Annotated in this window: 21 protein-coding genes and 9 tRNA genes; 10 read left to right on the forward strand and 20 right to left on the reverse strand. The window is 44.0% G+C overall.

The annotated features are described in order from the left end of the window. Genes lptA through GVO60_RS14920 form a run of 5 tightly spaced genes read right to left on the reverse strand, consistent with a single transcriptional unit; the run spans position 1 to position 3,554 of the window. Entirely contained in the window at positions 1–498 is a 498-nt protein-coding gene (lptA, locus tag GVO60_RS14900; RefSeq protein ID WP_159655421.1) for a lipopolysaccharide transport periplasmic protein LptA, read from the reverse strand. After that, on the reverse strand, positions 479–1,042 hold the full coding sequence (lptC, locus tag GVO60_RS14905; RefSeq protein ID WP_159655423.1) for an LPS export ABC transporter periplasmic protein LptC: 564 nt from the start codon (positions 1,040–1,042) through the stop codon (positions 479–481). Before lptC ends, lptA begins: the two co-directional genes overlap by 20 nt. Continuing rightward, complete coding sequence (gene kdsC / locus GVO60_RS14910) at positions 1,039–1,596, reverse strand: 3-deoxy-manno-octulosonate-8-phosphatase KdsC (protein WP_159655425.1); 558 nt, start codon at positions 1,594–1,596, stop codon at positions 1,039–1,041. Before kdsC ends, lptC begins: the two co-directional genes overlap by 4 nt. Beyond that, positions 1,596–2,561 carry a KpsF/GutQ family sugar-phosphate isomerase gene (locus GVO60_RS14915; RefSeq protein WP_159655427.1) on the reverse strand — a complete coding sequence of 322 codons (966 nt, stop codon included), beginning with the start codon at positions 2,559–2,561 and terminating at the stop codon, positions 1,596–1,598. The genes kdsC and GVO60_RS14915 overlap by 1 nt, the downstream gene beginning before the upstream one ends. 21 nt (positions 2,562–2,582) lie before the next feature. Then, positions 2,583–3,554 (reverse strand): calcium/sodium antiporter, encoded by a 972-nt coding sequence (locus GVO60_RS14920; protein WP_159655429.1) that lies wholly within the window; start codon positions 3,552–3,554, stop codon positions 2,583–2,585. A gap of 243 nt (positions 3,555–3,797) precedes the next feature. On the opposite strand from GVO60_RS14920, the gene mlaF reads away from it, so the two are divergent. The 8 genes from mlaF (at position 3,798) to GVO60_RS14960 (ending at position 9,240) form a co-directional block, all read left to right on the forward strand. Continuing rightward, positions 3,798–4,595, forward strand: a complete 798-nt coding sequence (mlaF, locus tag GVO60_RS14925; RefSeq protein WP_159655431.1) for a phospholipid ABC transporter ATP-binding protein MlaF — start codon at positions 3,798–3,800, stop codon at positions 4,593–4,595. Next, positions 4,595–5,383 (forward strand): lipid asymmetry maintenance ABC transporter permease subunit MlaE, encoded by a 789-nt coding sequence (gene mlaE / locus GVO60_RS14930; RefSeq protein WP_371862478.1) that lies wholly within the window; start codon positions 4,595–4,597, stop codon positions 5,381–5,383. The genes mlaF and mlaE overlap by 1 nt, the downstream gene beginning before the upstream one ends. Before the next feature lie 20 nt (positions 5,384–5,403). Next, entirely contained in the window at positions 5,404–5,886 is a 483-nt protein-coding gene (gene mlaD / locus GVO60_RS14935) for an outer membrane lipid asymmetry maintenance protein MlaD (RefSeq protein WP_159655435.1), read from the forward strand. A 10-nt stretch (positions 5,887–5,896) separates the two neighbouring features. Next, entirely contained in the window at positions 5,897–6,538 is a 642-nt protein-coding gene (mlaC, locus tag GVO60_RS14940) for a phospholipid-binding protein MlaC (RefSeq protein ID WP_159655437.1), read from the forward strand. After that, positions 6,535–6,855, forward strand: a complete 321-nt coding sequence (locus GVO60_RS14945; RefSeq protein WP_159655439.1) for an STAS domain-containing protein — start codon at positions 6,535–6,537, stop codon at positions 6,853–6,855. Before mlaC ends, GVO60_RS14945 begins: the two co-directional genes overlap by 4 nt. A 3-nt stretch (positions 6,856–6,858) precedes the next feature. After that, entirely contained in the window at positions 6,859–7,113 is a 255-nt protein-coding gene (gene ibaG / locus GVO60_RS14950) for a BolA family iron metabolism protein IbaG (RefSeq protein ID WP_008078753.1), read from the forward strand. Between the two features lie 9 nt (positions 7,114–7,122). Next, the gene (gene murA / locus GVO60_RS14955; protein WP_159655441.1) at positions 7,123–8,382 is read left to right on the forward strand and encodes a UDP-N-acetylglucosamine 1-carboxyvinyltransferase; all 1,260 of its coding nucleotides are present in this window, start codon (positions 7,123–7,125) and stop codon (positions 8,380–8,382) included. A 117-nt stretch (positions 8,383–8,499) separates the two neighbouring features. After that, positions 8,500–9,240, forward strand: a complete 741-nt coding sequence (locus tag GVO60_RS14960) for a 1-acylglycerol-3-phosphate O-acyltransferase (protein WP_159655443.1) — start codon at positions 8,500–8,502, stop codon at positions 9,238–9,240. Between the two features lie 68 nt (positions 9,241–9,308). On the opposite strand, the gene GVO60_RS14965 is transcribed toward GVO60_RS14960, so the two are convergent. The 15 genes from GVO60_RS14965 to mutY form a co-directional block, all read right to left on the reverse strand. Next, positions 9,309–10,043 (reverse strand): oxygen-binding di-iron domain-containing protein, encoded by a 735-nt coding sequence (locus GVO60_RS14965; RefSeq protein ID WP_159655445.1) that lies wholly within the window; start codon positions 10,041–10,043, stop codon positions 9,309–9,311. Continuing rightward, entirely contained in the window at positions 10,021–10,650 is a 630-nt protein-coding gene (locus GVO60_RS14970; protein WP_159655447.1) for a chemotaxis protein, read from the reverse strand. Before GVO60_RS14970 ends, GVO60_RS14965 begins: the two co-directional genes overlap by 23 nt. 163 nt (positions 10,651–10,813) lie before the next feature. After that, a tRNA-Asn gene (locus GVO60_RS14975) sits at positions 10,814–10,889 on the reverse strand. Between the two features lie 35 nt (positions 10,890–10,924). Further along, a tRNA-Thr gene (locus GVO60_RS14980) sits at positions 10,925–11,000 on the reverse strand. Between the two features lie 9 nt (positions 11,001–11,009). After that, positions 11,010–11,085, reverse strand: a tRNA-Asn gene (locus GVO60_RS14985). A 21-nt stretch (positions 11,086–11,106) separates the two neighbouring features. After that, positions 11,107–11,182: transfer RNA gene (locus tag GVO60_RS14990), tRNA-Thr, on the reverse strand. 54 nt (positions 11,183–11,236) lie between these two features. Beyond that, positions 11,237–11,312 (reverse strand) — tRNA-Phe (locus GVO60_RS14995). A 222-nt stretch (positions 11,313–11,534) separates the two neighbouring features. Beyond that, a complete protein-coding gene (locus tag GVO60_RS15000) occupies positions 11,535–13,160 on the reverse strand; it encodes a methyl-accepting chemotaxis protein (protein ID WP_159655449.1) in 1,626 nt (541 codons plus the stop codon). Between the two features lie 292 nt (positions 13,161–13,452). Beyond that, a tRNA-Asn gene (locus GVO60_RS15005) sits at positions 13,453–13,528 on the reverse strand. A gap of 41 nt (positions 13,529–13,569) precedes the next feature. Beyond that, positions 13,570–13,645, reverse strand: a tRNA-Phe gene (locus tag GVO60_RS15010). A gap of 7 nt (positions 13,646–13,652) precedes the next feature. Continuing rightward, positions 13,653–13,728 (reverse strand) — tRNA-Thr (locus GVO60_RS15015). 58 nt (positions 13,729–13,786) lie between these two features. Next, positions 13,787–13,862, reverse strand: a tRNA-Phe gene (locus tag GVO60_RS15020). Between the two features lie 104 nt (positions 13,863–13,966). After that, positions 13,967–15,103 carry a membrane-bound lytic murein transglycosylase MltC gene (gene mltC / locus GVO60_RS15025; RefSeq protein WP_159655451.1) on the reverse strand — a complete coding sequence of 379 codons (1,137 nt, stop codon included), beginning with the start codon at positions 15,101–15,103 and terminating at the stop codon, positions 13,967–13,969. Between the two features lie 71 nt (positions 15,104–15,174). Then, positions 15,175–15,447: an oxidative damage protection protein gene (locus tag GVO60_RS15030; RefSeq protein ID WP_159655453.1), complete on the reverse strand. Its 273-nt coding sequence runs from the start codon at positions 15,445–15,447 to the stop codon at positions 15,175–15,177. A 19-nt stretch (positions 15,448–15,466) separates the two neighbouring features. Then, the gene (gene mutY / locus GVO60_RS15035; protein WP_159655455.1) at positions 15,467–16,519 is read right to left on the reverse strand and encodes an A/G-specific adenine glycosylase; all 1,053 of its coding nucleotides are present in this window, start codon (positions 16,517–16,519) and stop codon (positions 15,467–15,469) included. 183 nt (positions 16,520–16,702) lie between these two features. Here mutY and trmB point away from each other — a divergent pair, with 183 nt between their 5' ends. Both trmB and glsB read left to right on the forward strand, forming a co-directional pair. Beyond that, positions 16,703–17,422: a tRNA (guanosine(46)-N7)-methyltransferase TrmB gene (gene trmB / locus GVO60_RS15040; protein ID WP_159655457.1), complete on the forward strand. Its 720-nt coding sequence runs from the start codon at positions 16,703–16,705 to the stop codon at positions 17,420–17,422. A 138-nt stretch (positions 17,423–17,560) separates the two neighbouring features. After that, entirely contained in the window at positions 17,561–18,481 is a 921-nt protein-coding gene (glsB, locus tag GVO60_RS15045) for a glutaminase B (protein WP_159655459.1), read from the forward strand. Positions 18,482–18,523 lie beyond the last annotated feature (42 nt).

Below are 18,523 nucleotides of genomic sequence, written 5' to 3' on the forward strand. Positions count from 1 at the left end.
TTATTCTTGTACTGCTTGAGGCTGAAGGACAGTCGATACGCGATCGCCTTTTTGTTTACCATCAGCGATCAGTTTTTGCGATGAAATCTGGTAACGAATTTGGTTACCACGAATGAGGCTGTCATCTTGAGAGAGCATCGCTTTGTTACGCATAGTCAGTTGGTCTTTAGCCAAACTGTATTCCAGTTCTTTGGCTTCGCCGTAGAGTGTTTTGCCATCATCGGTAAGCTGAGAAAACGTCGCAAGTTCACCAAATCCATCAATACGCTGAATTGAACCGTCTTTCGGGTCACGAGTGACGATGATTTTCTCAGCATTGATGTTGATACTGCCTTGTTTTAGCTTTACATCACCTAAGAAAGTGACTTGATTGCTTTGCATGTCCAACTGTTGACTGTCTGAGTCAATGTATACCGGTTGCTTCTGGTCTGTGGACAAGGCTAGTGCTTGGCCCGACATAAATAAACAAGCAATAAGACTAAGGTGTGAGAGTTTCATATCTACCTTGTACGCTCTTATATAGGGTTGCATCGTGGTCAGCAAAGTTGCCTTTCATTGCTTGACCAACGGTTTCAAATTGTGGGCCATGAATGATAACTTGGTTATCTGCCCAAAAATCTCGGTTGTCTAATTGGATACTTATACTGCTCGTAGACAGTGTATTGAATCCGGACTCAGGTAATAGGTTGTTAACAATAACATCACCAGACAGAGTTAAAACATGCTTCTTATCGAGCACACCTGTATTGGCGGTCATTTCCCATTCTTGAGTCAATCCTTCCTTGTAGACTTTTAATACGGGTTGTTCAAAAACCGTGTCACCATTTTTGGCGTAGTGATCGAGGCTTTGCGAAGTGATCACATAGCTACGCACACCTTCATCTGTAAATGAAGTATTGGTGAGTTGTTGGCCACTAAACATTGGCTGTTCTAGATCAGGGCTAACTTTCGGTGCTTCTTGTTGTTGGCGACTAAAGTAGTAGTAGCCTGACCAACAAAGAGCAAAACCCAAAATGAGATAGCCGATACGAGATAGACTCATATACTCAAACCTTTGTGAACATCTAATTCATCTCTCGCTTGGAGGATGAGGTCGCAAACCTCTCGGACAGCACCATGGCCGCCTTTAATTGCAGTCACGTAGTTTGCTCTTTTCGCTAACAACGGATGACCGTCAGCTACACATACTTTTAGTGCGACTTGTTCCATCACCGGCCAATCGATCAGATCATCACCAATATAGCCTGTTTGCTGTGCTGAGATATTCAACTTCTTACAAATATCTTGGTATGCTTTTATTTTATCGTCTTGGCCTTGATAAATCAGTGAGATGCCTAAGGCTTTCATTCTATTCTCAACGATTTGTGATTTACGGCCAGTAATGATAGCAATCTCAATGCCTGCATTCATGAGGGATTTTACGCCATAGCCATCACGAGTATGGAATGTTTTGAGCTCTTCACCATCGTTGCCCATGTAAACAAGGCCATCGGAAAAGACCCCATCCACATCACAGATAAGCAGCTTTATCTCTTTGGCAATGGCTAGAGTAGTTTGTTCCACTGGTTGGTATAAAGTTTCGACCATCTGAGACATTACATTACTCCTGCCTTTAGCATGTCGTGCATATTAAGCGCGCCTACAACTTTGCCTTGGTCGCAAAGAATCAAACCATTGATGCTCTTATCTTGCATCATATTTAGCCCTTCAGCAGCCAGCATGTTAGGGGTGGCAACGGTTGGGTTAATGGTCATTACATCGCCGATAATAGCACTGTGAATATCAACTCGTTTATCTAAAATTCGACGTAGGTCGCCATCAGTGAATATACCAACAAGTTGCTGGTGGTCATCTACCACTGCCGTCATACCGAGCCCTTTTTGGCTGATCTCTAGCAGTGCATCACGCACTACGGTATTCGGTGTTACTAAAGGTAATTTGTCACCAGTGTGCATGATATCAGAAAGCTTCAGTAGCAGTTTTCGACCGAGCGCGCCACCCGGATGAGACAACGCAAAGTCATCAGCAGTGAACCCACGAGCTTGCATTAGCGCCATAGCTAGCGCATCTCCCATCACCAAGGTTGCTGTGGTGCTTGAGGTTGGTGCTAGCTGAATAGGGCAAGCTTCTTTCGGTACTGTAATTTGAAGGTGCAGATCCGATAGCTTTGCCATATTGGAGTGAGGCTTACCTGTCATACTGATTATTTTGATATTCAGTCGCTTTAAGACAGGAAATAGAGCCAAAATCTCAGAAGATTCGCCAGAGTTAGAAATAGCCAATACGATGTCGCCTGGCTCAATCATACCTAAGTCACCGTGTGCCGCTTCACCTGGGTGTACGAAAAATGATGACGTACCGGTGCTCGCTAGCGTTGCCGCGATCTTATTGCCAATATGCCCAGATTTTCCCATCCCCATCACAACCACTTTCCCTTCAGTATTGGCAAAGATCAGTTCACATGCTTTAGTGAAATCCTGATTGAAATAGTGTTCTAGTTGCTTCAAGGCCTCGATCTCAGTGCGAAGAACTTCTTGTGCTGCCGAACGATAGTCAAACATGTGAAACCTCAGTAATAAATATTAAGCCGTCATATTCATGATTAGGTATGCTTGATAGGCGATAAAGGTACAGAAAAGCACGCCACCTTCAATGCGATTGATACTGCGTGATTTACCTAGCGCCATGACAACAAGCAGTAAGGATACACCTAGCATGACCCAAAAATCTCGTCCCATCGCATACTCGCTGAGGATAGATGGGTTTAAGATTCCTGGAATACCCATTACAGCTAAGATATTGAAGACGTTGGATCCAATAATGTTGCCAACGGCCATATCATCTTCACCTTTCATAACGCCTGCCAGAGATGCTGCTAGTTCAGGTAAGCTGGTACCAACTGCAATGATGGTTAGGCCGATCACCAAATCACTCATCCCAAAGTACTGAGCAATAATAACCGCGTTATCGACTAATAGATCTGCGGAGACGGGCAGGATGATTAAACCAATCACAACCCACATTGCCGCTTTAGGGATACTGACGCCATCAGGAACTTCGGATTCTTGTTCTTCCAAAAGCGGATCGACGCTACCTGCGGCTTTTTCTTTTTGGCTAATTCGCAGCATGGCAATGATAAAGGCGGCAAAAAGAACGAAGAGAAGAATACCTTCGTAAAAACCTAAGTGGCTATCCCAAAGTAAAATGCCGGCAAGAAGGGTTACGCCTATCATAAGTGGAAGCTCGCGGCGTAATACGGCTGAGCTGATTGAGAGTGGTTTGATTAACGCAGTGATACCCAGAATAAGGGCGATGTTAGCAATGTTTGAACCCAAAACATTACCTACTGCAGTATCGGTTTTACCATCAAGTGCTGCGGTTGCAGAAACCATCATTTCAGGTGCCGAAGAACCCATTGCAAGAATCGTCATACCGATGACTAGTGGAGAGATACCGAAATTTCGAGCTAATGCAGCAGAGCCAAATACCAGCTTATCAGCACTCCAAACCAAAAATACTAATCCGATGATGAGAAACGCAACGGCTTCAAACATGATGCTTCCTAATTAATTTACAACGAGAGAATTTAACCGTTAATTTTGACGCTTTGGGTTATAAAAGGGAAGCGGATCATTCAATTAATTGTTAAGTGATGATTCTAAGTAATCCTTTGCGATAGGATGAATTACAATCAATTAAGTACAAATGAGAAGCAACTAATTAATCGAACAGTGCTTTTAATTCCATTTGAATGTGCTTATGATTGCCCATTCTTAGTGCCCAAGTTAGAGGTTTGAATGACATCAGAAGACCTAGTAACCATCAATCACTTATCGTTTTCGCGAGGAGAGCGAAAGATATTTGATGATGTCAGCTTGCGAGTTCCTAAAGGCAAAGTGACCGCAATCATGGGCCCTTCAGGTATAGGGAAGACCACATTATTACGTTTGATTGGCGGACAGATTTACCCTCAATTAGGTGAGATCTGGTTTGATGGCGACAATATCCCATCACTGAGCCGAAAGCGTTTATATGCCGCACGCAAAAAAATGAGTATGTTGTTTCAATCTGGCGCTTTGTTTACTGATTTAACAGTTTTCGATAACGTCGCTTTTCCTTTACGTGAACATACTCAATTAAGTGAAGAACTTATTCGAACTTTAGTGTTACTAAAATTAGAGGCAGTGGGCTTACGTGGTGCGGCACAGCTTATGCCGAGTGAGTTGTCGGGCGGTATGGCAAGACGCGCAGCTTTGGCGCGGGCGATCGCGCTTGATCCTGACTTAATCATGTTTGATGAACCCTTTGTTGGCCAAGATCCGATTACTATGGGGGTTCTAGTTGAATTGATTCGAAATTTAAACCAAGCCTTAGGGGTGACATCTGTGGTTGTTTCACATGATGTGCCTGAAGTGATGAGCATTGCCGATTGGGTTTATATCTTGGCCAACGGGAAAATCATTGCTAGTGGAACGCCAGAAGAGCTCGTTGCGAATCCAGATCCTCAGGTTCAACAATTTCTCAAAGGTGATGCTGATGGCCCTGTGCCATTTCGTTATCCTGCCCAACCAATTGCAAAGGAACTGTTTCAATGATGGCTGACTTAGCAAACTTTATCGCGGGTATTGGGCGTCGCTCGCTTTCAGTCATGGAATCATTTGGCCGAGCAAGTCTTATGCTGTATGGCGCGCTTGTCACGCGTCCAAAGCCAATTCAAAACCTTCCGTTATTGACTAAGCAGTTATACAGTGTTGGCGTTCAGTCATTGTTGATTATTGTTTTATCAGGCTTGTTCATTGGGATGGTCTTAAGTCTTCAAGGTTACGTTATCCTGATTGATTTCGGTGCTGAAGGTGCACTTGGTCAAATGGTCGCACTTTCATTGCTTCGAGAGCTTGGCCCTGTTGTGACGGCTCTGTTATTCGCTGGTCGTGCTGGCTCTGCTTTGACGGCCGAGATTGGTTTAATGAAAGCAACGGAACAGTTGTCGAGCATGGAAATGATGGCTGTTGATCCGTTAAAACGAGTGATTGCGCCACGTTTTTGGGCTGGGGTTATTTCAATGCCGCTCCTCGCTATGATCTTTATGGCGGTTGGTATTTGGGGCGGCCAGCTTGTTGGGGTTGATTGGAAAGGTATCGACCACGGCAGCTTCTGGTCTGCGATGCAGGCGTCTGTTGAGCTAGGACAAGATATTGGCAACAGTATGATTAAGAGCTTAGTGTTTGCGATTACCGTGACTTGGATTGCTCTATTTAATGGCTATGATGCGATACCTACCTCGGAAGGCATTAGCCGAGCAACCACACGCACTGTAGTACACTCTTCACTTGCAGTACTTGGTCTAGACTTCGTACTGACTGCCTTGATGTTTGGCAATTAATAGATGTTTGGGAATTAAGCATGCAACAAACTCGAAAAACTGAATTATGGGTCGGTAGCTTTGTTCTTGCTGGAATTTGCGCAATTCTGGTAATGATTTTTCAAGTCGCTGACGTAAAGGGCTTCGGCTCTAACGATACTTACACTCTAAACGCTGAGTTTGACAATATTGGTAGCCTCAAAGTGCGTTCACCCGTCAAAGTCGGCGGCGTTGTTGTTGGGCGAGTTACGGGAATTGATTTGAATACCGAATCACTACTGCCAGTCGTAAGCATGGCGATCAATGGTAAATATGATCAATTCTCAGAGACATCAAGCGTGAAAATTCTGACCTCTGGCTTGATCGGCGAACAGTACATAGGTTTGACTCCCGGCTTTGTTTTCGAAGATGAGCAGATGCTGGTGGACGGTGATTTCATTGAAGATACAAAGTCTGCTTTAGTACTTGAAGATTTAATTGGCCAAGTGCTGTATAGCGTTGGCGGTGACTCAGCAGACGAATAGGGAAATAGTCATGTTAAGAAAGTTAGTGCTTACTCTTTTTTCTGTAGTGTTAGCAGCAAATGTCAGCGCTGCAGAGATTGATAAGACTCAGCCATATCAAATGATGAAGCAGGTTTCTGAACAAGCATTCGATCGTTTGAAGTCAGAGCAACCTAAAGTGCAGCAAGACCCTGATTATTTAAAAGTCATTGTGGAAGAAGAATTGATGCCGTACGTCAATGAAAAGTACGCGGCATTAAAGCTATTAGGTCCGAATTTAAAAGGCGCAAAACGAGAAGATGTCGGTCAGTTTATTATCTCTTTTCGTGCTTATTTAGTGAGCTCGTATGCGCAAGTTTTGACACAGTATACCGATCAAAATATTGCATTCGGTCCTGAGCCTAAGCTTGACCCGAAAAAGAGTATCACAGGCATCAAGGTAGAGATCTTAGATTCACCTCGACCAAATATTAAGCTTGAATTCAAACTACGAAAAGACAAGAAAACTGGTGAGTGGCAAGCGTTTGATATGATCGCTGAAGGCATTAGTCTGCTGTCGAGTAAACAATCTGAATGGAGCGGAAAGCTTCGTCAAGAAGGCATTTTAGCGGTCGCTCAAGAGCTAGAAGGTTTAGCTCAGCAACCTATTCGTTTCGAGAGTAAAGTGCAATGAGTCAACCAGAGTGGCAAGTCGTCACCCCAAGTCAATACGCATTAAGTGGCGTTTTGGATAGAGACACTGTGCCTCTGTTATGGAGTCAGTTGCAACAATGGCAAGTTGACGAGAGTCACATTGAAGTCTCGTTAGAGCAGCTTGAAAGGGTCGACTCTGCGGGAATGGTGATGTTAATTCACCTATTAGAGCATGCAAAAAAACAAAACTGTCATATAATACTCAGCTTCGTGCCAAAACAACTGATGACACTTTTTCAGTTAAGTAACGTCGAACAATATCTCGATGGGCATTTAAAAGAATTAAAACAGGGGTAAATTGTGGACAGCGCAAAAGTACAACAGATTTTAGAACAAGCACTAAACCTTGAAGAGTTAATCGTTAAAGGTGAAGGTAGCCACTATGAAGTGATCGCTGTTGATGCTTGTTTCGATGGAATGAACCGCGTTAAGAAGCAACAACTGATTTACGCTCCGCTGATGGAATATATCCAAAGAAATGACATTCACGCAGTATCTATCAAAGCTTTCACTCCAGATGAGTGGGCTCGTGATAAGAAGTTGATGTCACTGTAAGGTTTAGTAATGGAAAAGTTTCGAGTTACGGGGTCGAAAGATCCTTTAGTTGGTGAAGTCACCATCTCAGGTGCTAAAAACGCCGCACTTCCTATCTTATTTGCGTCCATCTTGGCTGAAGAGCCAGTAGAAGTAGCGAACGTTCCGCACCTTCGTGATATCGACACAACGATGGAATTGCTAAAACGTTTAGGTGCAAAGGTTGAACGCAACGGTTCTGTACATGTTGACCCAAGCAGTATCAATGAATATTGCGCACCTTATGATTTAGTTAAGACGATGCGTGCATCTATTTGGGCTCTAGGCCCACTGGTTGCTCGTTTTGGTCAAGGTCAAGTTTCACTACCTGGTGGTTGTGCTATTGGTGCTCGTCCAGTGGATTTACATATTCATGGCCTAGAGCAGCTTGGTGCGACGATTACACTAGAAGATGGTTATGTAAAAGCGAATGTTGATGGCCGTCTGAAAGGCGCGCATATTGTGATGGATAAAGTTAGCGTAGGTGCGACGATTACTATCATGTGTGCAGCAACGCTGGCGGAAGGCAAAACAGTGCTTGATAACGCAGCACGTGAGCCTGAGATCGTTGATACGGCGGACTTTTTGAATAAGCTAGGCGCTAAAATTTCTGGCGCAGGCACAGATACCATCACGATTGAAGGTGTTGAGCGTTTAGGCGGTGGTAAGCACTCTGTCGTTGCGGATCGCATTGAAACGGGTACTTTCCTTGTGGCTGCGGCTGTTTCTGGCGGTAAAGTTGTTTGTCGCAATACTAGCGCGCATCTATTGGAAGCTGTATTAGCTAAGCTTGAAGAAGCGGGTGCTCATGTTGAAACCGGTGAAGATTGGATCTCTGTCGACATGACAGGCCGTGAGTTAAAAGCGGTAACGGTTCGCACTGCACCTCACCCAGGTTTTCCTACCGATATGCAAGCACAGTTCACGTTGTTGAACTTGATGGCGAAAGGTGGCGGTGTGATTACAGAAAACATCTTCGAAAATCGTTTCATGCATGTGCCAGAGCTGATGCGTATGGGCGCAAAAGCTGAGATTGAAGGCAACACCGTTATTTGTGGTGATGTGGAAGAGTTGAGTGGCGCTCAAGTGATGGCAACTGACCTTCGTGCATCGGCAAGCCTTGTGATTGCAGGTTGTATTGCGAATGGTGAAACCATTGTTGATCGTATTTACCATATCGACCGTGGCTACGATAAAATTGAAGATAAGCTGTCAGCTTTAGGCGCAAACATCGAACGATTTCGCGACTAATTTAAAATTCAGCTAACATTTGTAAGCCGAAACGTCAGTTTCGGCTTTTTTATGAACGATAGATCAGTTAGAGTCTTGTTCAATTTCTTTGACTCACTGTGTTCTTGGAGAACAACAATGATTGCACTACTACGTGTATTGGCTGTTGCGATATTTGCAATTGTGATGTTTATCTTTGGTTGCGGCTACTGTTTACTGAGCCCACGTAACCCAAAACATGTTTTTGCCTTTGGCCGCTTGTTCGGCAAGATGTCGCGTATTTTTGGGATCAAGCTTGAATTACGTTTGCCTGAAGATGCGTATAAGCGAGGTCAGCACATCTATATTGCTAACCACCAAAATAACTGGGATTTATTTACGGTTTCATCGGCAGTCACCCCAAAGGTGGTGACAGTTGGTAAGAAAAGCTTAGCGTGGATGCCGCTATTTGGTCAGTTATACTGGCTTACAGGTAACATCTTGATTGACCGTGCTAACCGTTCTAAAGCAAAAGGCACCATTGATCAGGTGGTTGATCAAATGAAGCAAAGTGATGTGTCTGTTTGGATGTTCCCTGAAGGTACACGCTCTCGTGGCCGCGGTTTGCTGCCATTTAAGACTGGTGCTTTCCATGCTGCGGTAGGCGCTCAATTGCCGATCGTACCTATCGTATGTAGCTCGACTTCAGGTATTAAACTCAATCGTTGGAACAACGGTCACGTGATTGTTGAAATGTTGCCTCCAGTGAGCTGTGAGGGCTTTGGTAAAGAAAACGTGCGTGAACTAGCGACAACATGTCGAGAGCAGATGAAAGCGAAGCTAGAGGCCTTAGATAAAGAAGTTGCCATGCTAAATCAGCAAGAGGGCGTAAAAGCCTAACCGCAACTGGTTTATTCAAATAGTAAACGCGTCCATTATTGAATTAATGGGCGCGTTTTTGTTTTTCCTTATCTAACAGCAATACCTACATCGAGTGTGTCTAGCCAATCTAGAAAGCGAGGAATATTATCCCCAGTAAAAATCGCGCCATGTTGCGGACACAGCATTTCAATCTCCAGCTTGCTTACTCGTTCTACCCAGGCATGTTTTGCTTTGTTTGATGGCATCCAACGTCGATGAAAGTACTCCATTTTGGCTACATGCTGCTCGAAATCCTCAACAAAGAAAGGGGCTTCCGGTTTATCCAGCGCGGCTCCGATATCCCCAGACATCAATATCTTTGCTTTAGGGTCATAGACAGAAAAATTACCAGATGAATGCATGTAATGGGCTGGAATAAACTGAATATCGAGTCCGCCTAGAGAGAGGCTTCCTCCTTCATCTTTAATAGGGGAGAAGTTAATTGATTCCATGCCAAAGTGGCGAATAAACCCTTCCCATAGCCATGGAGAGTAGAGCGTAGCACTGGGGAGAGCTTTGTCCCATAAGCCTAGCGAGGAGATGATGTCAGGATCTTGATGAGAGGCAAATAGATACTTTATTTGATCTATGGGTACTTCTTTCACAACGCTACTTAGCATTGATGAAAAAAGCTCAATGCCTCCAGGGTCTAGCAATACAGCCTGATCCTCATTAACGATCATATATTGATTAGTATCTATAATTTTTTCTGGTTTGAGCGGATCTCTAGCAAACATTACCCATCTATGCGTGCCCTCTTTAAACAGAACTCTTGATTGCATAATCTTCCTTATCAAATAACGAGAATAGCTTTAGTGACTGTAAAACATGTTCACGTATCGCCTCGGCAAAAGTTTGCACGTTATCGGCAATAGCATTTAGTTGATCCTTAAACTGTTCAGCGACTTGGGAGGCTTCAACACTGAGCATGGTCGAAATAATCAAGGCTACTCTTAGTTCTGCATACAGGCTCTGTAGAGAGCTATGAAGGTCCTTGGAGTCTTTATCGAAAGTATGGCAGAGTGCATCAAATTCAGCTTTACACTGGGCCCTAGTGATATCGAGACTATGTAAGTAGGGAGCACTTTTAGCGCGGCGATATACGGCTTCGAAATGCTGTAAAACTGCAAGTGAACGTGCGCTTGCTGTGGCTACTTGGCTAAGGTTTTGAGCTTTACGGTTAATTTCACTTGAGGTGGTGAGCGTTAGTCTGACGAGTTCATCTATAGAATCGGTAATTGGATGGAACCCAGCTGCACTTTCACCTGCTCTTAAGGCAAGAGCTCGGGCGTTACTTGCAACAAGCTGAAGTTGTTTAGCGATCATGACACCATGATTAAGTTCGGCTGATACTTCCGCGGCAATGATAAACAGTTGCTTCTTCGCCATAGTATTTCCTTATGCATTTTGTGGAATAACTATAGGCGTAAATTTGGGCTTGTGCCAATGTGCTCTGTGGTTAGGTTAAAGAGGGGAGGGATGATTGAGGTAAACGGAGTTGAAGATTGTAGAGACGAAAAAAAACCAAGCCTTTCGACTTGGTTTCTAAAAGTGGCTCCTCCTGCTGGGCTCGAACCAGCGACCTGCGGATTAACAGTCCGTCGCTCTACCAACTGAGCTAAGGAGGAATTATTCTTTTAAGCTCTTTTCATAAAGAAAAGAATGGTGCCGACTACCGGAATCGAACTGGTGACCTACTGATTACAAGTCAGTTGCTCTACCTACTGAGCTAAGTCGGCACACTAAATTGGCTCCTCCTGCTGGGCTCGAACCAGCGACCTGCGGATTAACAGTCCGTCGCTCTACCAACTGAGCTAAGGAGGAATTGTCCATTGGGAAAAGAAATGGTGCCGACTACCGGAATCGAACTGGTGACCTACTGATTACAAGTCAGTTGCTCTACCTACTGAGCTAAGTCGGCGCACTATATTTCTTTTCATGTTGTTGTCTTAATCAGACACCAACAAATAAATTGTGGTGCCCGGAGGCGGAATCGAACCACCGACACGAGGATTTTCAATCCTCTGCTCTACCGACTGAGCTATCCGGGCGACGAGGTGTATTAAAAGGCTTTTCCGGTTTCAGGTCAACATTAAAATGCAAAAAAAATATCGTTTGTTGTTTTTCTATACTTAATGGGCTGTTTTTGTTCATTTTGAGCAAGAAATGTATAGAGACCAACGTAGGTTATATGTTGGAAGGGTCTTGTTTGTCGGGGTTAGAGACGAAAAAAGCACGCTTTAAAGCGTGCTTTTGTTCGTTTAGCGACTGAATCAGTGCTTAACAGTAAACTTGCTTAGCCAATTTTCAAGTTCATTAGCTACTTGAGCTAGGCTTTGGGTACTGTTATGACTCTCTGTAACTACACCACTTAATTGGGTACCGCTTTCTTCAATCATGTTGATACGTTTGGAGATATCATCACTTACTTGAGTCTGTTCTGCCGCAGCAGTGGCGATTTGATGACTCATTTGTGAGATAGATTCCAGTGCGACAACGATCTGCTGTAGCGCTTCAGAAGCATTTTGCGACTCTTCTACAGTGCTTTCACTGGTTTCAGCACACACTTCCATTGTTTGAATAGCGTTACGCGAGCCTTCTTGCAGGTTATTGATCATTAGCTGAATTTCTTTGGTGCTATCTTGAGTTCGGCCCGCAAGGTTGCGAACTTCATCTGCTACAACCGCAAAACCACGACCTTGTTCACCAGCACGAGCGGCTTCAATCGCTGCGTTTAATGCAAGTAAGTTCGTTTGTTCTGCGATATCACCGATAACATCAAGGACTTTAACAATGTTGTTTACGTCATTGTCTAAGTCAGCAACGGCTTTGCTTGCAGCCCCAAGTTGGCCAGCAAGACCTTGAATATTGTCTACCGTGTTATGGATCAGCTGTTGAGTATGTTGAGACTGTTTATCTGCTTCATCGGTATTACGCGCAGTATCACTCGCAGAATCTGCAACGTTGTTGGCTGACGATGCCATTTCTGTCATTGCAGTGGCGATCATTTCAGTTGATTGCTGCTGAGAGTCTGTTAGCTGAGCAATACTGGCTGCGCGATCTTCTACGTTGGCTAATTCGCCGCGTAGGGCATGCATAGAGCCACCTAAGTTCTCAACCAATTGTGCTAAAGATAGGCTCATCTTCTGAACGGCTTCATAAATACTGCCTTCAGGCGCCTTTTCGTTGAAGGTCGTTTGGATATGGCCTTTTGCAACATCTTGAACTGCTTTACGAACGTCTTGTGGTTCACCACCTAGCAGTGCAAGCATGCGACGTATCGAGACAATAAGAGAGGCGAGAATAACGCCTGCGATAGCTAAACAGAGAAGTAACTGCCATTGTGCGGTCGACCAGAAGCGAGCATTTACTTCATTGAAGCCAATTCCGGTACCGACAACCCAACCCCAGTGTGGTGTTCTTTCGGCGATAGAAAGTTTTTCTTCAATGCTGCCATCTGGCAGTTTTTGGGTCCAAGTATATTCGACGATTTGGCCAGTTTTACGACCTAGTACGTCTAAGATCAATTGACCGACACTATTGCCGCTGCCATCTTTAAAATCATGGAAGCTGGTGCCGTGTAGTTGAGGATCAAGCGGTGTCGCAATGAAAGTCATGTTTTCATCGGCGACATAAACATACTCATTGTCTTTGTAGATGTTGTTACGCAGTAGGCGAGTTGCAAGCGCCTTAGCTTCATCTTCTTCAAGTGTCCCTTCAATAGACATTTGTTCGACTTCAGTAAGAATGCTGTAAGCACTCTTAAAAAGCTCTGTCACTCGTGCTTTGTTATCCAAATTACTTGCTACACGTAGCGTCCATAAACCTGTCGCAGTTAAAGCCAGCAAGGCAATTAAGATAATTCCTGACAACAAATAAGCTTGTGTCTTTAGTTTCATAAAATTCGCTCACAAAAGGGTTGTTCTTATGTTTTCGGCAGCTGAATCGATACCTGTAATATTTTCTTAATCATATTTCAGAATGTAAGAACTCAGTAGTCGTATGGGTTGAAACTATGATTTGGATTAAATTTTAGGGGTGAAAAAAGTTTTAAGAAAGAAAAGGCAAGTAGTGGAGTACAGTGATTGGGAAAAAATAACTAAAGTAATTCGTTGGAGTAATGGCTAAAGGGGAAGGAAGAACTGAGCTATGAAACAAAAAAAGCCAAGTCTTTCGACTTGGCTTCTAATGTGGCTCCTCCTGCTGGGCTCGAACCAGCGACCTGCGGATTAACAGTCCGTCGCTCTACCAACTGAGCTAAGGAGGAATTATTTGTTGTGTATCGTATCTAAACAATGCACCAAATAATGGTGCCTCGAGGCGGAATCGAACCACCGACACGAGGATTTTCAATCCTCTGCTCTACCGACTGAGCTATCGAGGCAAAAAAATGGTGCCGACTACCGGAATCGAACTGGTGACCTACTGATTACAAGTCAGTTGCTCTACCTACTGAGCTAAGTCGGCGACACTTTATTTTGCGTTGCTCGTGCTAATTGTTATCAGCACCAACAATATCAAATTGTGGTGCCCGGAGGCGGAATCGAACCACCGACACGAGGATTTTCAATCCTCTGCTCTACCGACTGAGCTATCCGGGCTAACGGAGCGCTATTAAACGGATTTTCGGTCTTGCCGTCAACTTGTTTTTTTAAAAAAAATCAAAAAAGTGGTTAACTGCTGACAATTTAGGCGTTTTGAGCGATTAAGTTTTCCCTGAGTTAAAATCTTTTTTGTAGTTTGTAACTTTTTCTAAGTATCTGCGTGCTTCTGCATTGGGATGTTTCTTTGTCAGCGCCCAATAAACTTGGTTCGGTTGCAGAGAATTCAAATCTCGCATGGCTCTTTTTCTATCATTTCGATTGAAAGTGTTCAAAACTCCACCGGTTCCGCCATTATACGCAGAGATCATGCTGTATTCGAGTGAGGTCGGATGGCTGACATCTTTCAAATAACGATTTTTGAGGATGTAGAAGTAGGCGGTGCCAGTATCAATATTGTTTTCTGGATTGAATAAGTACTCAGGCGTAGGTTGTCCTGATTTCTTTTTAACTAAATTGAATACATCTTTCCCTGCTGTTTTAGGAACGACTTGCATCAAACCGTATGCATTGGCCCAGCTAACCGCATATGGGTTGAAGCTGCTTTCAGTTTTTATGATGGCGTAAATGAGATCTTCTGGGATGTCATACTTGCGAGAAGCACGTTGAACAATATCAGCATATTTGTAACTGCGGATTTGAAATTGCTCTTCCACCATCGGAATTTCGACGTAATAAGCTTTCTTAAAATCGACATCTTTTACTTTTAGTTTGTTGGCAATCAAATAATCAGCAAAGCGATTTGCTCGCCAAGACCACTGAATTGGTTGTTTTTCTTGATCAACCACTTGTCGGTAAAGGAAAGGTTGGCCTTCTAGCGTGATCTCTTTAGATGAAAAAAGATCGACATTAGCCGGATCATCGGGCGTCAGTAGGGTTGTAATAATGGCGTTTTTTAGGTGGCCTTTCGGGTCAGTAGGTGAAACGGTTTCAACGGTGATCAAGCCTTTGTCGAAGTTGACTTCAGAACGGCTGAGATAGTTATCAATGTATTTTACATAGTTACTTTTGCCAGCAAATTTGATTTCGTTGCGGCCCCAGCGTTTTTCGATATTGCCTGAGAAACTGTTAATGAGAGTATCAAGTGCAGCGGTATCTTTTTCAAATTGACCAGGCAGGCCTGCGAGATTACTAGCAAATCGATTGGTCGGTTCATAGTTGACATCATAAATGCTTTCAACAAATTCTCGGCTGCAGCCAGTCAGTGCTAAAGCACATAAAAAGTACGCTAACTTCTTCATAACTCTCCTAAAAAAAGACACCAATGCAAGCAGTGATGTCTTAATGTCGCTAATCTTAAAACGGTAAGTGATTACTCACTTGGTGGCGTGTAGCCTTCAATGTGGACGTCTTTTCCTTCAAATAGGAAATTCACCATTTCAGTTTCAAGCAATTTACGATGCTCAGGATCCATCATGTTGAGCTTCTTCTCGTTGATCAACATTGTTTGTTTATGTTGCCACTCAGCCCACGCTTCTTTTGAGATGTTATCAAAAATACGTTTGCCCAATTCTCCAGGGTATAGCTGAAAATCTAAGCCTTCAGCGTCTTTTTGTAGTCGAGTGCAAAATACAGTGCGGCTCATAACGATTCCTTAAAAATGTTCATTGAAGTTCGTAAGGCAGGCTTTCTAACAGTTGTTTCACTGGTGCAGCCAAACCTATTTCTTCAGGTTGCGATAAGTTATACCAAAGACCTTTGCTTCCTTCCATGACCACATGAGGTTGCTTTGATACTTCTACCAGAATTGGTGTGATATCGAGGTGGTAATGGCTGAAAGTATGTCTAAATGCGATGAGTTGTGTCTGCCGGCTGATCTCTGAGTCTATTACCCCACGCTGGGTTATTTGGTGAGCGAGATCTGCATCAGGGTTTTCTGGGAAGCAGAATAAGCCACCCCAGATTCCTGACTGTGGTCGTTGTTCCAACCAGACGTGATTGTCGTGGTAGAGCATAATGAACCACGTCTCTTTCACGGGCTTCTCTTTTTTCGGCTTTTTGCCTGGATAGTCAAGTGGGTTACCTTGTTTGTTGGCTTCACAGAACGATTCAACTGGGCAAAGTGTGCATTTTGGTTTGCTGCGAGTGCAAACCATGGCGCCCATGTCCATCATAGCTTGATTGTACTTATCGACGTCGTGTGCCGGGGTGTGCTGTTCTGCAAATTGCCATAGCTGATTCTCAACTTTCTTTTGCCCGGGCCAACCATCGACAGCAAAACTGCGTGCCAGAGTGCGTTTTACATTACCATCCAGAATTGCATGAGGCTGTTTATAAACAGATGAAAGGACAGCGGCGGCAGTAGAGCGACCGATACCAGGAAGAGCATTCATCTGCTCTATATCAAGAGGGAATTCGCCATTGTATTGATCTGCTACGATCTTTGCGGCTTTGTGCAGGTTACGCGCTCTTGCGTAGTAACCAAGCCCCGTCCATAAATGGAGGACTTCATCTTGCTCTGCGTTTGCGAGATCGACAACTGTTGGAAAGCGTTCTAAAAAACGTTGGTAATAGGGAATGACAGTGGCAACTTGAGTTTGCTGCAACATGATTTCAGATAACCAAACGCTATATGCGCTCTTGTTATGTTGCCAAGGCAGGTTCTTCCGGCCGTAGGCGTCGTACCATTCTAGAATGGATTTAGCAAAAGGAGTCACGACTTGCTCGATACTATTTTTATTGATTTGCTAAAATTGCACCACATAAAGTGGCTAAAGTACAACCGATAAAGAGTAAGGTTATAATCTGGTGGATTTGTTCTAAAAGACTTGCACCAGTGGCAATTCTTTGGATAATCACAATCCCTTTGAGTCGAGACCAATTTTTAGACAGGCAAAATCATGAGTGAAGTGACCACTAACGAGTACAACGAAGACGGTAAGCTGATCCGCAAAATTCGCAGCTTTGTTCGACGCGAAGGTCGTCTAACCAAAGGCCAAGAAAACGCGATGAATGAGTGTTGGCCAACAATGGGTATTGATTACCAAAATGCGCTTCTTAATTGGACAGAAGTATTTGGTAATGACAATCCAGTTGTTCTAGAAATTGGTTTTGGTATGGGTGCATCTTTAGTCGAGATGGCAAAAAATGCTCCAGAGAAGAACTTCATCGGTATTGAAGTTCATAGCCCAGGTGTTGGTGCATGTTTATCTGACGCGCGTGAAGCTGGTATCACTAACCTACGTGTTATGTGTCACGATGCGGTAGAAGTGTTCGAGCACATGATCCCTGATAGCAGCCTAGCAACGCTGCAATTGTTCTTCCCAGACCCATGGCATAAGAAGCGCCACCACAAGCGTCGTATCGTTCAGTTAGATTTCGCTGAAATGGTGCGCCAGAAGCTAATTGACGGTGAAGGTATCTTCCACATGGCGACTGACTGGGAAAACTACGCAGAGCACATGATTGAAGTGATGAACGAAGCGCCTGGTTTCGAAAATATTGCCGAAGATGGTGATTACATCCCTCGTCCAGATGAGCGTCCGTTGACAAAATTTGAAGCACGTGGTCACCGTTTAGGTCACGGCGTTTGGGATATTAAATACAAACGCGTAAAATAAAACGGCTTAGATTGAGAGGAGCGGTTTGCATCCTTGTCATCTAGCGGTTTGATAACGACTATGAAAGCCAACACTTGATGTTGGCTTTTTTGACCCTACAAGAAAATAATAATAACTATTTGATTTTTAAGGTTGCTGATGAAACCAACACAAGAAATCCTCGCTGAAATTCTTCAGGAAGTACGCCCATTAATTGGTCAAGGTAAAGTCGCAGATTATATTCCAGCATTAGCAAAAGTGCCGGCGACTAAATTGGGTATTGCGGTATTTACCAATGATGGTCAAGTGGTAAGTGCGGGCGATGCAGAAGAGTCTTTCTCAATCCAATCCATTTCTAAAGCGTTAAGCCTCACCTTGGCGATGTGCCTGTATAAACCAGAAGAAATCTGGAGTCGTGTTGGTAAAGAGCCATCAGGACAGGCGTTCAACTCTTTAATTCAGCTTGAAATGGAGCAGGGAATTCCGCGCAATCCGTTTATTAATGCAGGGGCAATTGTGGTAACAGATTTGCTTAATAGCCGTCTTTCTGCGCCTCGTCAGCGCTTGTTGGAGTTTGTACGCCAACTGTCAGGTGATACTCACATATGCTATGACAAAGTGGTTGCCGCCTCAGAAATGATGCACAGCGACCGCAACGCAGCGATTGCTTACCTAATGCGTGCATTTGGTAATTTCGATAATGACGTTATCCCTGTGCTTAATAACTATTTCCACGCTTGCGCACTCAAAATGAGTTGTGTCGATCTTGCTAAAACATTCAGCTATTTAGCTAATAAAGGCACATCGGTTCAAACAGGAAAGCAGATCATTACCCCAATGCAGACCAAGCAGCTCAATGCTCTGCTCGCGACGTGTGGATTGTATGATGGTGCCGGTGAATTCGCATATCGAGTTGGTATGCCCGGTAAGTCTGGTGTTGGTGGTGGTATTATCGCTGTAGTTCCTGGAGAAATGACGATTGCGGTTTGGTCGCCAGAACTGGATCCATCAGGCAACTCGTTAGCCGGCACCAAGGCGTTAGAGTTGCTGTCTGAGCGTATTGGACGTTCGATTTTCTAGGTATTTACAAAAGGGTTGATGCTTTTACATCAACCCTTTTTA

It is taken from the genome of Vibrio atypicus, from assembly GCF_009811315.1.
GTDB lineage: Bacteria > Pseudomonadota > Gammaproteobacteria > Enterobacterales > Vibrionaceae > Vibrio > Vibrio atypicus.